13 protein-coding genes are annotated in these 13,466 nt (G+C 70.5%); 1 reads left to right on the plus strand and 12 read right to left on the minus strand.

The genetic code is table 11. The features are described 5' to 3' along the window. Positions 1-7 precede the first annotated feature (7 nt). Positions 8-1,012 carry an aldo/keto reductase gene (locus tag OG194_RS46725; RefSeq protein WP_327406817.1) on the minus strand — a complete coding sequence of 335 codons (1,005 nt, stop codon included), beginning with the start codon at positions 1,010-1,012 and terminating at the stop codon, positions 8-10. 153 nt (positions 1,013-1,165) lie between these two features. Here OG194_RS46725 and OG194_RS46730 point away from each other — a divergent pair, with 153 nt between their 5' ends. Beyond that, entirely contained in the window at positions 1,166-2,080 is a 915-nt protein-coding gene (locus tag OG194_RS46730) for a LysR substrate-binding domain-containing protein (RefSeq protein WP_327406818.1), read from the plus strand. Positions 2,081-2,118: 38 nt separating this feature from the next. On the opposite strand, the gene OG194_RS46735 is transcribed toward OG194_RS46730, so the two are convergent. From OG194_RS46735 to OG194_RS46785, 11 genes are all read right to left on the minus strand, one after another. Further along, entirely contained in the window at positions 2,119-2,889 is a 771-nt protein-coding gene (locus tag OG194_RS46735) for a maleate cis-trans isomerase family protein (RefSeq protein ID WP_327406819.1), read from the minus strand. A gap of 78 nt (positions 2,890-2,967) precedes the next feature. Continuing rightward, entirely contained in the window at positions 2,968-3,450 is a 483-nt protein-coding gene (locus OG194_RS46740; protein WP_327406820.1) for a MarR family winged helix-turn-helix transcriptional regulator, read from the minus strand. 74 nt (positions 3,451-3,524) lie between these two features. Beyond that, on the minus strand, positions 3,525-4,373 hold the full coding sequence (locus OG194_RS46745; protein ID WP_327406821.1) for an alpha/beta fold hydrolase: 849 nt from the start codon (positions 4,371-4,373) through the stop codon (positions 3,525-3,527). A 35-nt stretch (positions 4,374-4,408) separates the two neighbouring features. Continuing rightward, the gene (locus OG194_RS46750; protein WP_327406822.1) at positions 4,409-5,071 is read right to left on the minus strand and encodes an isochorismatase family protein; all 663 of its coding nucleotides are present in this window, start codon (positions 5,069-5,071) and stop codon (positions 4,409-4,411) included. Further along, positions 5,068-5,742, minus strand: a complete 675-nt coding sequence (locus tag OG194_RS46755) for an SRPBCC family protein (RefSeq protein ID WP_327406823.1) — start codon at positions 5,740-5,742, stop codon at positions 5,068-5,070. The genes OG194_RS46750 and OG194_RS46755 overlap by 4 nt, the downstream gene beginning before the upstream one ends. 3 nt (positions 5,743-5,745) lie before the next feature. After that, on the minus strand, positions 5,746-6,294 hold the full coding sequence (locus tag OG194_RS46760; protein WP_327406824.1) for a (2Fe-2S)-binding protein: 549 nt from the start codon (positions 6,292-6,294) through the stop codon (positions 5,746-5,748). After that, positions 6,291-8,669: a xanthine dehydrogenase family protein molybdopterin-binding subunit gene (locus OG194_RS46765; protein ID WP_327406825.1), complete on the minus strand. Its 2,379-nt coding sequence runs from the start codon at positions 8,667-8,669 to the stop codon at positions 6,291-6,293. The genes OG194_RS46760 and OG194_RS46765 overlap by 4 nt, the downstream gene beginning before the upstream one ends. Next, positions 8,666-9,514 carry an FAD binding domain-containing protein gene (locus tag OG194_RS46770; RefSeq protein WP_327406826.1) on the minus strand — a complete coding sequence of 283 codons (849 nt, stop codon included), beginning with the start codon at positions 9,512-9,514 and terminating at the stop codon, positions 8,666-8,668. Before OG194_RS46770 ends, OG194_RS46765 begins: the two co-directional genes overlap by 4 nt. A gap of 32 nt (positions 9,515-9,546) precedes the next feature. Next, a complete protein-coding gene (locus OG194_RS46775) occupies positions 9,547-10,944 on the minus strand; it encodes an MFS transporter (RefSeq protein ID WP_327406827.1) in 1,398 nt (465 codons plus the stop codon). A gap of 120 nt (positions 10,945-11,064) precedes the next feature. Then, positions 11,065-12,333 (minus strand): FAD-dependent oxidoreductase, encoded by a 1,269-nt coding sequence (locus tag OG194_RS46780; RefSeq protein ID WP_327406828.1) that lies wholly within the window; start codon positions 12,331-12,333, stop codon positions 11,065-11,067. A 55-nt stretch (positions 12,334-12,388) separates the two neighbouring features. After that, entirely contained in the window at positions 12,389-13,420 is a 1,032-nt protein-coding gene (locus tag OG194_RS46785; protein WP_327406829.1) for a hypothetical protein, read from the minus strand. Positions 13,421-13,466: the final 46 nt, after the last annotated feature.

A 13,466-nucleotide genomic window follows, 5' to 3' on the forward strand; every position in this document is an offset into this window, starting at 1 on the left:
TGGGGTGTCAGGCGGTGGGGGCGTCGGTGGCGATGAGCTTCTCGTCGCGCAGGGCGGTCCAGAAGGCGGGCGGTACGTCCTCGGCGAGGGCGGCGACGTCCTCCGCGATGCGGCTGGGGCGGGTGGCGCCGGGTACGACGGCGGCCGTGGCGGGGTGGGCCAGCGCGAACTGCAGCGCGGCGGCCTTGATGCTCACGCCGTGTTCGGCGGCGAGCGCCTTGAGCCGTTCGACCTTGGCGACGATCTCCGCCGGGGCTTCCTGGTACTCGAAGTGCCGGCCACCCGCGAGGACGCCGGAGCTGTACGGGCCGCCGACGACCATGTCGACGCCCTGCTCGGTGGCGGCGGGCAGGAGACGCTGGAGGGAACGGTCGTGGTCGAGGAGGGTGTAGCGGCCGGCCAGGAGGAACGCGTCGGGCCGCGGCTCGTTCAGGTCGAGGGTCAGCTCGATCGGCTCCACGCGGTTGACGCCGAGGCCCCAGGCCTTGATGACGCCTTCGTCGCGGAGCCGCTGGAGGACGCGGAAAGCGCCGGTGCGCGCGGTCTCGTAGACGGCCGGCCAGTCGTCGCCGTGGAAGTCCTGGGCCACGTCGTGCACCCAGACGATGTCGAGGCGGTCCGTCCTCAGGCGCGTGAGGCTGTCCTCGATGGAGCGCAGGGTGGCGTCCGCCGTGTAGTCGTCGATCATCTTGTTCGGGCGGCCGTGTTCGAACAGACCGCCCTTCTCACCCAGGTCCCGGGCGGCGGGGTCCTCCAGTTCGTCGAGGATGACCCGGCCGACCTTGGTGCTGAGCACGAACTCGTCGCGCGGCCGTCCGGCCAGTGCCTCGCCCAGGCGGAGCTCGGACAGACCGGCGCCGTAGAACGGGGCGGTGTCGAAGTAACGGATGCCCTGGTCCCAGGCGGCCTCGACGGTGGCCGCGGCCTCCTCGTCCGGGATGCTGCGGAACATGTTGCCCAGGGGTGCGGTACCGAAGCCGAGGGTGCCCGGCAGAAGGGACTTGATGCCCATGATGAGGATCCTTCTCTCCATGACGTGTCATGACGTGTCGCGTAGTTCGGGAGGGTTTTTCCGATCCGCGGCTCTTGCTCTGTCGAGGTTAGGATCGAGGGGTGAGACTGTCCAAGACTTGCTTGGACAGACTTGAGTCCTGAGAGGTCTTACGTGCTTGACCTGCGCCAACTCCGCTACTTCGTGGCCGTCGCCGAAGAGGAACACGTCGGCAGGGCCGCCGAACGCCTGCACATCTCGCAGTCGCCGCTGAGCCGGCAGATCGTCCAGCTGGAGAAGGGCCTGGGACTGACGCTGTTCGAGCGCAGCCAGCAGCGCATCCGGCTCACCTCCGACGGCCGTGTCTTCCTCACCGAGGCCGCGGCCCTGCTGCGGCACGCCGACCGACTGGAGAACCTGGGCCGACGTCTCGGCCGGGGCGAGGAGGGAGGCCTGTGCGTGGGATACGTGGGCGACGCCATGCACACCGGCCTCCTGCCCGGTGCCCTGCGAGCCCTGCACGACGAGCGTCCCGGAATCCATGTCGCGCTCTACGACCTGACCTCGTCGCAACAGTTCGAGGGACTGCGCCAACGCAGCCTGGACATCGCCCTGGTCCCGGAGGCACCGCCCGAGACGGACCCGGATCTGCGCAGTGCCCTCCTCCTGGAGGACGCGCTGCTCCTGGCCATGCCGAGCGGACACCCCCTCGCCGACGCGACGGAGATCCGGCCGGAGGACCTGGACGGCCAGCCGTGGATCGCCGTCGAGAACAGTCAGGACCCGGCCTGGCGGGATGATTTCGTCGCATCCTGTGCCGCCGCCGGGTTCACCCCCGACATCCGGTTCGAGGCCCCGGAATCCCGCACCGGACTCGGGCTCGTCGCGTCCGGGCTGGGCACCGCGTTCGTGCAGAAGAGCACGCTGCACGGCGACACGCCGGGCGTCACGGTCCGCGAACTCCCTTGGTTCCAGAGGTCCGTACGCCTGTGGGCCGCCTGGCACCGGATCGATCTCCGCCCGGTCGTGACCTCGTTCCGCACCACCGTCCTGAACATCGGAGACACGGAACAGGAGCTCACCGGCTGAACCCGCGAAACGCCCGGCACACTGTCCCTGCCCGGTTTCTAGACGCCCGCCGGACCGGGGACCTCACCGCTGAGCAGGCTGCCCGCACCGGGAACGACCGTGGGCAGGCCCAGCTCGACGAGGACGCGGTACGCCGTGGCGGTCGCCGCCGAGAGCACCGGCAACCCAGCCGCCTCCTCCACCGGCTGGATCGACGGCAGCGAGGGCATCTGGACACAGGCGGACAGGACGAGCGCGTCGGCCCGTGACAGGTCCAGGCGCCGCCAGTGCTCGCGCAGGTCGGCGGGGTCGAGCCGGGCGACGGCCAGGTTGTCCGCCACCTCCAGACTCAGCGCGTCCACCACCTCGACACCGGCGTCCTCGATGTAGTCCGCCACCAGTTGCGTGAGCGGCTTCATGTACGGCGTGACGATCGCGACCCGCCGGGCGCCCAGGGCCTTGATGCCGTCGAGGAGGGCGCCGGCGCTCGACGCCACGGGGGCCTTGGAGCCCTCGGCGCGCAGCACGGCGGTGATCTCGTCCTCGGCGGTGCAGTGGAACCCCGGCCCCTGCGCCATGATCGCCACGAGGCAGGCCGTGACGATCACGTCGGGCCTGGCGTCGGCGAGTTCCAGCGCCGCGCGTCCGGTCTGCGCGTTCATGGCACGCAGCTGCTCCGGCGTCACGTGCCGCATGCGCATACGGCTGCTGTGGAAGACGAACCGGTCCTCCGGGACCAGGGACTCGCGCTGCCGCATCATGCGCGGCAGCTCCGTCTCCATGGTCAGGTTCGAGCTGGGCACGATCATGCCGATGTGGTGATCGGTCACGGGATCCTCCGGGTGTCCTGCCTACGAGGCTACGTACGGTTGTCGGCGACCGGGGATCCGCCGACCGCCGCCTCGCGGTCAGGAGTCCTCGGCCAGTCCCTCCCAGTGATCGGCGAGGGACGTGAAGAGATGCATGATGTCCTCGCGCCGCTCCGGTCCGAACGGCGCGAGAAGGCGCTCGTCCAGGCTGCGGGCGCGGAGGTTCGCGTCGTGGAGGGTCCGCTCGCCCTCCTCCGTCAGATGGAGCAGCTTGCGCCGACCGTCGTCCGCGGCCGTCCTGCGCACGATCAGTCCCCGGTTCTCCAGGCGCCGGGCCACGTCCGCCATCGTCGACGTGTCCAGGGAGACCGCGGCCGCCATGGACCGCTGGTCGCTCCCGGGCGCCGCCTCCACAGCCTGGAGCACCGCGAACTGCGGCCCGGTGAGTGTCGGGTCGACGGCACGGATCCAGGCCGCGAGATACGCCTGGTAGAGGCGGCGGACCTGGTAGCCGGGCGCGGCGGTGAGCGCCGGGGGAGGCCCGGCGGATGTGGACGTCGGGGTTGCGGTTTCGTCACCCATGAAGCCCACTTAAGCACGGCACTTGATCGAGTCGTCAGCCGGACCGGTGATCTCCGGGAACCCACGCGTCGGCCTCACGTCAGCATGGGGAGCAGTGCCTGGCGCAGGGCCGCGAGCGCGGCGGGCGGGTTGTCCCAGAACAGCATGTGACCGGCGTCCGGGATCTCGGTCAACGCGGCCGACGGCAGCAGCCGGGCCGCCTCCGCGGCGCCCTCCGCGGTGACGACCGGACTGTCCGCGCCGTAGAGGAGTGCCGTGGGCCCGGGAACGGAGGGCCACCAGTCGAAGAAGTCCTCGCTCTCGAAGCCGCGGTGCGTGGCGGTGACGGCCTCTGTGTCGCAACTCGCCAGCCAGCGCGCCCGCAGCTCCTGCTCACGGCGCGGCCAGCGCGGCCAGGACCGGGCCACCTCGTCCGCGTCGGTACCGCGCCGCGCCTGCGCCAGCTGGTCCAGGAAGACGTCGAGGGGCGTGGGATACGGCCCGCGTCCGGGGCCGCTCATCGGGGGATCGCCCAGCACGGTGCCGCGCAGCGCCACCTTGGACCGGACGGCGGTCACGGCCGCGATCCGGGCACCCATGGAGTGCCCGAAGAGGACCGGACGGTGCAGCCCGAGTCCCGCGACGACCGCCTCGGTGTCCTCGGCGTACTCCTCCAACCCGTACGGACCGCCGCCGTCGGACAGCCCGCGCCCACGGACGTCGACCACCAACGGCCTTACAAGGGGCGTCAGTTCACGGGCCACGAAGTCCATCGCGACGGCCGGGCTGGTGATGCCGGGCAGTACGACCAGCGGGACGCCGTCACCGCCGTAGTCCAGGACGTGCAGGCGCGCGCCGCCTGAGCGGACCCAGCGGCTGGTGGCGGGGATGTCCGCGAGGTCGGCGAGCGCGGACTGGGCCAGTAGGCGGGTGGGTGGTGGCATGGGGTTTCTCCAATTACGCAGAGCGGCAGACGGGGTTACGGGGCTGTCCTGGGCAGTCCGTCGAGGTACCCGACGGCGTCCTTGAGGTCGATCACGTCGCCGTACTTGGCCTGGATGTCGAAGAGACTCGCCTCGTGCGGACCGGGGGCGCGGTCGCCGACGCATTCCTTCGGCACCAGCACCGAGAACCCGGACTGCACGGCGTCCACGGCGGTGGCCCGTACGCAGCCGCTGGTCGTCGCACCGCACACCAGCACCGTGTCGCAGCCGAGTCCGGTCAACAGGGCGGCCAGGGACGTACCGAAGAACGCGGACGCGCCCTTCTTGACGATCAGATGGTCCTGCGGTGTTCGAGGCAGTCGCGGGTCGAGCGCGACCTCCTCGCTGCCTTCCACCAGGCTTCGCATGCCCTGCGCCTTCTGCAACCAGGTGACGGCGTCGCCCGCCGCCTCGGCCGGTGTGTAGGCGATCGCGGTGAACACCACCGGTACGGCGGCCGGTCGCGCCGCCGCGATCAACTCGCCGGTGGCCGCGACGACTTGAGTGAGGTCGGCCCCGGACGGAAATCCCGGCTCGGTGAAGCCGCGCGTCAGGTCGACCACGACGATCGCGGGGTGGTTGCCGCGGCGCACGGGTGCGCCGAACCCGGCCCGCCGGTAGGTGTGTTCGGTCTCCTGACCGTACTGAGCGTCGCTCATGACGTCCTCCGTAGTGCGCGCAACTCCCGTGCCTGGGCGCCGAGTCGGCCCAGCAGCCAGCCCTCCAGGACACCGACGGCGAACGCCCCTGCCACCAGGCCGTACTTGGCGGCTCGCGGGCCCAACAGCATGGCCAGGCCGTCGAGGTCCGAGTCCGGCGCGATGACCGGCTGCGCGGCGGTGGGAGTGGTCGCAGTGGTTGCCATCGGGGAGGGCCCGGTCGCCCGGTCCTGGTCCAGCAGGCTCCCCAGGTTCCGGGCGAACTGCTGGATGATCCGGTCCGACACCGTGACGATCGCGCCCTTGCCGAACTGGACGATCTTGCCGCGGATCACCAGGTCCGTGGAGAGCTGGAGCAGCGCTCCCTCGGGCGCCGCGACGATGTCGAGAGTGACCTCGGCCTCCGCGTCCCCGCTGCCGTGGGTGTCCGTACCCCGCGCGTGCACCCGTAGTCGCCGCTTCTCGGCGTCGATCTCCAGGAAGCGGACGGTACCGGCGTACGAGGCGCTGATGGGACCCACCCGGATCTTCACCCGCCCCCGCCAGGTGTCGCCGTCCTGCCCGTCGAGCGTGGCGCCCGGCATGCAGGACGCGACCCGTTCGACGTCGTTCATCAGGGTGAAGACGTCGTCGGGGGAGGCCTTGACCGGCACGGTGTTGGTGAGCTGCATACGTCAGTGCTCCTTGCCGGCAGGGCTGTCGCAGGGGGTGGCGCACGTCCGGCGCCGGGTCGTCGCGCAGGCGTCGATCGCCTCGACGATGGTCTGGTAGCCGGTGCACCGGCACAGGTTCGAGGCGACCACCTCGCGGATCTCCTCCTTCGTCGCGTCCGGCCGCTCGGCGAGGAACCCTTCGGCGAGCATCAGGAACCCGGGCGTGCAGAAGCCGCACTGCAACGCGTGATGCTCGCTGAACGCCCTTTGCAGATCGTTGAGTTCACCGCCGCCGTCCTCTGACAACGACTCGACCGTGCGGATGGAGGACCCCTCCGCCTGCGCCGCGAACATCAGACAGGCGCGGACGGGCCGTTCGTCGACCAGGACTGTGCAGGCGCCGCAGATCCCGTGCTCGCACCCGACGTGCGTTCCGGTCAGCCGCAGTTCGTGGCGGAGTACGTCGACGAGGGTGCGGCGGGGTTCGGTGATGACGTCGTGCCGCTCGCCGTTGACGTCGAGGGTGATGAGCTGGAGGTCCGGGTGGGTCACCACGGGGTCGGTGTTCATGAGGACGACTCCAGGCTCGGGGCGCCGTTCAGCGCGCGGTGCACGGTCTCGGGGGTGATCGGTGTGTGGTCGAGTTCGACGCCGGTCGGGCGCAGGGCGTCGTTCACGGCGTTGAGCACGGCGGCGGGTGCCCCGATCGTGCCGCCCTCGCCGGCACCCTTCGCGCCGGTCTCGGTGAACGCGCAGGGTGTTTCCAGGTGGTGGATCAGCACGTCCGGGATCTCGTGCGCGGTCGGCACCTTGTAGTCCATGAAGCCGGTCGCCGACGGCTCACCCTGGGCGTCGTACGTCACCTGCTCGAACAGCGCGCCCGCGATGCCCTGCGCGATACCGCCCCGGCACTGCCCCTCCACGACCTGCGGGTTGATGGCGACCCCGCAGTCCTCGACGCACACGTACCGCAGGATCTCCACCTGCCCTGTACCGGCGTGCAGTTCGACCACGCAGGCATGCGTGGCGTTGGAGAAGGTGCCGTCGTTGAAGACGTCGAAGGTGGCGGTGACGGACAGTCCCGGCTCGATGTCCTTCGGCAGCAAGTGCGCCCGGAGATAGGCGATATCGGCGATCTCCTCGTAGGTGAGGACGTCTTGGGCGTTACGGCGACGGGCGGCGCCCTCCGTCAACTCCACCTCCTCCGGGGCAACTCCCCAACGGGACGCGGCGATTGCGCACAGCTTGTCGCCGAGCTTCGCCGCCGCCAGGCGTACGGCGCTGCCGCCGATGGTGATGGAGCGGCTGGCGAAGGTACCGAAGCCGTAGGTGATGCGGTCGGTGTCGCCCTGATGGAGCCTCACCTTGGCGATGTCCAGGGCGAGTTCGTCGGCGACGATCTGGGCCATCGTCGTCTCGTGGCTCTGGCCGTGGTTCATGGTGCCGGTGGTGAAGGTGACCGCGCCGCTGGTGTCCATCCGGACCTCGGAGATGTCGAAGCCGGGCACCACCTGCATCTTGCGCTGCGCGAAGGCCGCCGAGCCGTAGCCGGTGCGCTCGCTGAAGCACGAGTAGCCGATGCCGATGTGCCGTCCCTCGGCCGCCGCCGCTGCCTGCTTCTCGTACCAGCCCTCCTCCCGGACGGACCGCTCGCACAGGTTCAGCGACTCCAGATAGGAGCCCGGGTCGTACGTGATGCCGTTGACGCCCTTGTACGGGAACTCCGTGATGACATTGCGGCGGCGGATCTCGACCGGATCCAGGGCGAGTCGGCGCGCGGCACGCTCGAAGAGCCGCTCCATGACCATGACGTACTGCGGCCGGCTGACCCCGCGATACGGTCCGGTGGGCGCCTTGTTGGTGGTGACCGCCCGGCCCCGCACCCGGTACGCGGGCAGCTTGTAGACGCCGGGCATCTCGGCGGACGCCATCAGCGGCTCGATGCCCGCGGTGAAGGGGTAGCAGGAGTACGCGCCCATGTCGCAGACCACGTCCGCGTCGAGCGCGAGGATCCTGCCCTCGGCGTCGAAGGCCGCGCGCGCCCGGTAGTGCTGCTCGCGGGCGAGGAACGACGCGGACAGGGCGTCCTTGCGGTCCTCGATCCACTTCACCGGACGCCGGAGCCGCAGGGCTGCCGCCGCTGCGGCGATCTCCTCGCGGCCCACCACGCACTTCTGGCCGAACCCGCCGCCCATGTCCGGCACCACGACCCGCACCGCGCGCTCGTCGAGACGCAGGCAGCGGGAGGCCACCGTCCTTACCTGGTGCGGGATTTGGGTGCAGGTGTGCACGACGAGCTGTTCCTCGCGGTCGTCCCAGTGCGCCACGGCGCCCCGGGTCTCCAGTGGCAGCGCGTTCTGCCGACCGGTCCTCGTGTCGACCTCGACGACACAGGGGGCCGCGTCGAAGATCCCGTCGATGCCCTCCGTCGCGAAGAGGGAGACGTCCACCAGGGTGTTGCGCGCGGCCTCGGCGTGGACGAGCGGGGCACCGTCCGCGAACGCCGCCTCCTCGGACAACACCGGAGGCAGCGTGGCGTACGAGACCTTCGCCGCCTCCAGCCCGTCCTCCGCCGCGTACGCGTCCCGGGCCACGACGATCGCGATCGGCTCACCGACGTAGCGGACCTTGTCGCGGGCCAGGACCGGCATCGCGGTCGGGACGAACTCCGAGAGCGGGCGGCCCAGTTGAGCGACGATGTCACCCAGTTCCAGGTCCTCGGCCGTGAACACCGCGACGACGCCCGGGACGTCGCGCACCGCCGACACGTCCACCGAGGACAGCTCGGCGTGGGCGACCGTGCTGCGGACGAACTGGGCGTGCAGCATGCCGGGCAGCGCGATGTCGTCGACGAACCGGCCGCGCCCGGCGAGCAGGCGCGGATCCTCTCGACGGCGAACCGCCTTGCCCACCAACTTCCCGTCGCTCACAGGGCTGTTGCTCATCGGGACACCGCCTCCTCGCAGGCACGCCGGACCAGGGTCCGTACGAGTTCCTTGCGGTAGTGCGTACTGCCCGACGCGTCGGCGGGCGGTTCCACGGCCTCGGCGGCGGCCGACGCGCACGCCTCGAAGGAGCCGCCGCCCGCCAACACCGCCTCCGCCTCCGGCACTTGGACGGCGGCGGACGCCACCCCGCCGAGTGCCACCCGGCCCCCGCGCACCTCGCCGTCCTCCACATCGAGGTCGACGGCAGCGGCCACCAGGGCGAAGTCCCCACGCCGCTCGGCGAATTCGGTGAGGGCTGCGTGCGGTGCGGGGCGGGGGAAGACGATCTCGACGAGGATCTCGTCCGGGTCCAGGGCCGTCGTGTAGTAGCCGAGGAAGAAGTCCCCGGCCGGGATGGTGCGTTCACCCCGCGGCCCGCGTGCCACGAACTCCGCGCCGAGTGTCACCGCGAGCAGACACCACTCGGCGGTGGCGTCGCCGTGCGCCATGCTGCCGCCGACCGTGCCCTGGGTGCGGATCGGAAGATGCCCGATCCAGGTCATGGCCCTCCGCAGGACCTCGAAGCCCGTCCCCAGCACCCCGGCCGGGTCGGTCTCCACCGTGTGGTGGGTGGTGAGCGCCCCGATGCGCAGTCCGCCGTCGGCGGTCCGCTGCATCCGGTCCAGTTCGCGCAGGCCGCCTATGTCGACGAGGTGACGCGGCCGGGCCAGCCGGTAGTTCATCATCGCGACGAGGCTCTGCCCGCCGGCGATGACCTTGGCGTCGTCGCCGAGCTCGGCCAGCAGCCGTGCGGCGCCGTCGACGTCGCGGGCCCGGTGGTACTGGAAGGGGGCGGGCTTCATGGTCCTCCGTAAGTTGTCGGGCGGGCCGTGCCTCAGAGCGCGGGCTGCTCGGCGACGCTCAGCCGGGGGAGGGCCGACGGCTCCTCCTCGTCGGCGTCGAGGACCCGGCCCTTCGTCTCCGGTGCCGCGAACGCCATCCACACGACGGCCACCAGGACCGCAACTCCCAATACGGCGAAGGTCGTTGCCAGCCCCAGCGCGGGCCACATCAGCGAGCCGAACAGCATCGGGGCGAATCCGGTGAGCGCCCGGCTGACCGACGAGGCCCAGCCGAAGCCGCTGGCCCGCAACTCGGTGGGATACAGCTCGGAGGCGTACGCGTACAGGGCGGGGATGGTGAGCTGGATCAGGAAGCCGAAGACGCCGATCGCCACGACGGACCCTGTCGGCATCTTCATCACCAGCGCGAACACGACGAGCGCGGCGGAGGCGACCGGCGCCGAGATCCCGATGAGCCACTTGCGGCCGACGATGTCGACGAGGGCCGTGGACGCCAGCACGCCGATGATGCCGACGCCGCTCATCAGGGTGGTCTTCATGAAGGCCGCGGTGTCACCGAGGCCCTCGTCCTTGAGGATGGTCGGCATCCAGCTCAGGGCCGCGTAGTAGACCAGCATGATCGTGGCGAAGAGCAGCCAGGCGGCGGAGGTGATGCGCGGGCTGAACTTCCATATACGGCGCAGCTGTTCGGCCGCCGCGGCCACTCCACGCGGGCCGGTCTCGGCGACGGGCTCCGGGATCGTGTACGGCACCGCGGGCGCGCCGGTGCGGGCGACCAGGTCGTCGATGACCTGCCTGGCCTCCGCCTCGCGGCCCTTCTTCGCCAGGTAGATCGGCGACTCCGGGATGCCTCGGCGGGCCCAGAACAGCAGCAGCGCGGGCACGACCATCGTCGTCAGCATCCACCGCCAGTTCCCGTCGACCGACAGCAGCGCCGTCGACACGAACCCGCACAGCGTCACGCCCACCGGCCACCACACGTCGAGCCCGGTCAGCACCCGGCCCCGGTACTTGCGCGGCGAGAACTCGCTGACCAGCGCGTAGTCCACGGGGATGCAGCCGCCGAGTCCGATGCCCGCGAGGAAGCGCAGCGCGAGGAAGACGGGGTACGTCGGCGAGAGCGCGCCGAGGACGGAGAACACCGCGAAGATCAGCAACGTGACGCTGAAGGCCTTCTTCCGGCCGATCCGGTCCGCGACCGAACCCCAGACGATGGCGCCCACGGCCATACCGACGAGGTTGGCGGTGGCCACGTATCCGCGATCACTCAGCGAGAGGTCGAAGTGCTCACCCACCAGCGGCATCAGGAAGCCGTTCAGGGCGATGTCGTACGCGTCGAACAGGTAGCCGAGGCCGCCGATGATGAAGATCTTTCCCTGGACCGGCCATTTCCAGGGGAGTTCCTGAACTATCTGATCGCCTGTTTTCACGTTCGCTCCACGGTGTCGCGTGTCTGGTACGTGCCGCACGATTGCGGGCGCGCTTTTTCGCGGGGCTCCGGCGTGCGGACCGGATGGGGCACTCTTCAGAGGGTTCGGAGGGGAGGGGGCTCAGCGCGCGAACCGGTACGAGAACGCGCCGAGATCCGGGTCGTTGAGCGGGGTGCCCGACCACAGCCAGTCGTAGGAGAGGTCCGACTCCCCGTCGAAGTTCCTCAACTTCTCGTCCCTGGCCCGCTGTTCGGGGCCGTCGGGCAGGTGGTAGAAGGTCTTGTTGCGCAGCGACGCGTCCTGGACCATGCCGGCGTGCTTGGCGCGCCGGTCGACGTAGCGGCGCAGCGCTCCCTCGACTCCGGCGGAGGTGACCGCGCCGAGTTCCTCGGCCAGTACGGCGGCGTCCTCCATGGCCTGGGAGGCGCCCTGTGCCTGGTAGGGGAGCATCGCGTGGCAGGCGTCGCCGAGGAGGGCGACCCGGCCGTCCGTCCACACCGGGTCGCGGCGCCGGTGGTGCAGCGCGAAGGCGGAGACGTCCTCCTTCGCCTTGGACAGCATGGCCGGCACGCGGTCGTCCCAGCCGGGGAAGGCGTCCACGAGATCCTGCGCGGTCGCGGACACGCTCCACTTCTCGGCGACCTCGTCCGTGCAGGGCACGCAGGCCACGACGTTGAGGTACTCGCCACCGCGGATCATGTAGTGCACGAGGTGCCGGTCCGGGCCGTACCAGATGGTGCTCTGGAAGCGGTCCACGAGCCAGCGCGTCGCCGGGTCGGCCGCGATCAACTCCCCTGGGATCAGAGCCCGGTAGGCCATCTCGCCGGAGAACAGCAGGGTGTCGGGGGCGCCCATCAGGTCCCGGGTCCGCGAGCGGATGCCGTCGGCACCGACGAGCACATCACCGGCGTAACGGCGCCCGTCCTCGGTGACCGCCACGGGACGCTCGGGATCGGTACGGTCCAACTCGACGACCTTGCTCGCGGTGTGTACGTCCACGACGGGACCGGGGCCGCCGGGGTCGACGCACGCGTCCAGCAGGACACGGTGCAGATCGGCCCGGTGGTAATGCCAGTACGGCGCGTTGAACTGGTCCTTGCAGCGCTGCCCCAGCGAGGTCAGCCCGACGATCCGGCCGTCCTTCCACCGCCGCCGCACCTGGTCCAGCGGCTCGGTGTGGATGGCCTCCATCTGCGGGCGCAGCCCGAGCCCCATCAACACCCGGCTCGCGTTGGGGGCCGTCTGGATGCCCGCGCCGGCCTCGCCGAGCTCGGACGCCTGCTCCAGGACGGTGACCCGCAGACCGCGCTGCCGCAGTGCCAACGCGGTGGTGAGCCCGCCGAGACCTCCTCCGACGACGGTGACTTCGTACGACTGGCTGGGCGCCACACTTCCTCCAACTCGCGTGCGGGTACGGGTGGTTCACAGGTGCCGGCCGACTCGGTCAGCCGTCGGTGAGCTTCCCGGCGGTGACGACCTCGACGTCGTCGACCGTGACGGTGCAGCCGCGCATCGCGATGTCGAGATGGGCGTACGACTCACGGCCCAGGACCGGGTGCGGGCCGGTCGACCAGAGGAAGTTGCCGGCGAAGGCGCGGGCGTCCATGCCCATCAGGTCGTCCTTGCCGTACATCGCCGTGGCGAACCAGTCGGCGGTGCGCATCAGACCCCAGCCCATGTGGGAGAGGCTGCGCGCCCACTGGTCCCGGGCGTCCTCGAAGAACGTCGACAGCAGTTCGGCCTCGGCACCGCCGGACACCTTCTCGATGTGGCCGCCCGCGATCTGGAGGGTGACGGGGGAGCGGACGTACTCCTTGAAGGGCAGCAGGATGTCGCCCTCCGCGAGCACGATCTGGCCGTCGGAGATCTCCGGCCAGCACAACACCATCGTGCTGGGCCAGTGGTCCCAGCGGCCCGGATCGTCGGCGAAGCCGCACTGGAACTCCGGCTTGGAACCGGCGAGTTGGACGGTGAGGTCGGTCCCCGCGTCCGAGGTGACCCGCATGACGGACGACCGCTTCAGCAGGCCGACCCCCTCCAACACCTCTGCTTTGTCACCCTCGTTGGGGAGGTTGCGGATCAGCACGTCGGGGGCGTCGCAGACGAAGATGATGCGGGTGCCGGCGCGCAGGATCTCCTGCTGGACCGGTGCGTGGATGAACCCCTCGCGGGTCAGGTCGACTACCAGGTCGGCGGACTTCAACAGGTCTTGCGCGGTGCTGTCGTTGAGCACGGAGACCAGGCCGGGACCCGCACCGGTGTGGGTGCTCGGCATCGGCGCGGGGCTGCCGCCCGGCACGGTCGCCGAGATGACGTGCGCGCCGCACGCCTTGGCGGCACCGAAGGCGGCGGCGACGTAGTCACCTCGGCTGCCGGGCTCGGACAGCACCACGACGTGCTCGTCGCTGCGCAGCTTGCACAGCTTCAGCTCGCGGGTGAAGGCGTCGAGCAGGTCGACGGACGAAAGATCGAACACGGGCTTCTCCAGGTATCGCTGAGGGGGTACCGATCGCGCTCTTCGA

The sequence above is a fragment of the Streptomyces sp. NBC_01288 genome, from assembly GCF_035982055.1.
GTDB lineage: Bacteria > Actinomycetota > Actinomycetes > Streptomycetales > Streptomycetaceae > Streptomyces.

Excerpts from the sequence above, each read along its gene's own strand:
- OG194_RS46760 (WP_327406824.1), bottom strand. The coding sequence starts at position 6,294 with ATGAACACCGACCCCGTGGTGACCCACCCGGACCTCCAGCTCATCACC.
- OG194_RS46745 (WP_327406821.1), bottom strand. The coding sequence starts at position 4,373 with ATGCCACCACCCACCCGCCTACTGGCCCAGTCCGCGCTCGCCGACCTC.
- OG194_RS46770 (WP_327406826.1), bottom strand. The coding sequence starts at position 9,514 with ATGAAGCCCGCCCCCTTCCAGTACCACCGGGCCCGCGACGTCGACGGC.
- OG194_RS46725 (WP_327406817.1), bottom strand. The coding sequence starts at position 1,012 with ATGGGCATCAAGTCCCTTCTGCCGGGCACCCTCGGCTTCGGTACCGCA.
- OG194_RS46750 (WP_327406822.1), bottom strand. The coding sequence starts at position 5,071 with ATGAGCGACGCTCAGTACGGTCAGGAGACCGAACACACCTACCGGCGG.
- OG194_RS46765 (WP_327406825.1), bottom strand. The coding sequence starts at position 8,669 with ATGAGCAACAGCCCTGTGAGCGACGGGAAGTTGGTGGGCAAGGCGGTT.
- OG194_RS46755 (WP_327406823.1), bottom strand. The coding sequence starts at position 5,742 with ATGCAGCTCACCAACACCGTGCCGGTCAAGGCCTCCCCCGACGACGTC.
- OG194_RS46740 (WP_327406820.1), bottom strand. The coding sequence starts at position 3,450 with ATGGGTGACGAAACCGCAACCCCGACGTCCACATCCGCCGGGCCTCCC.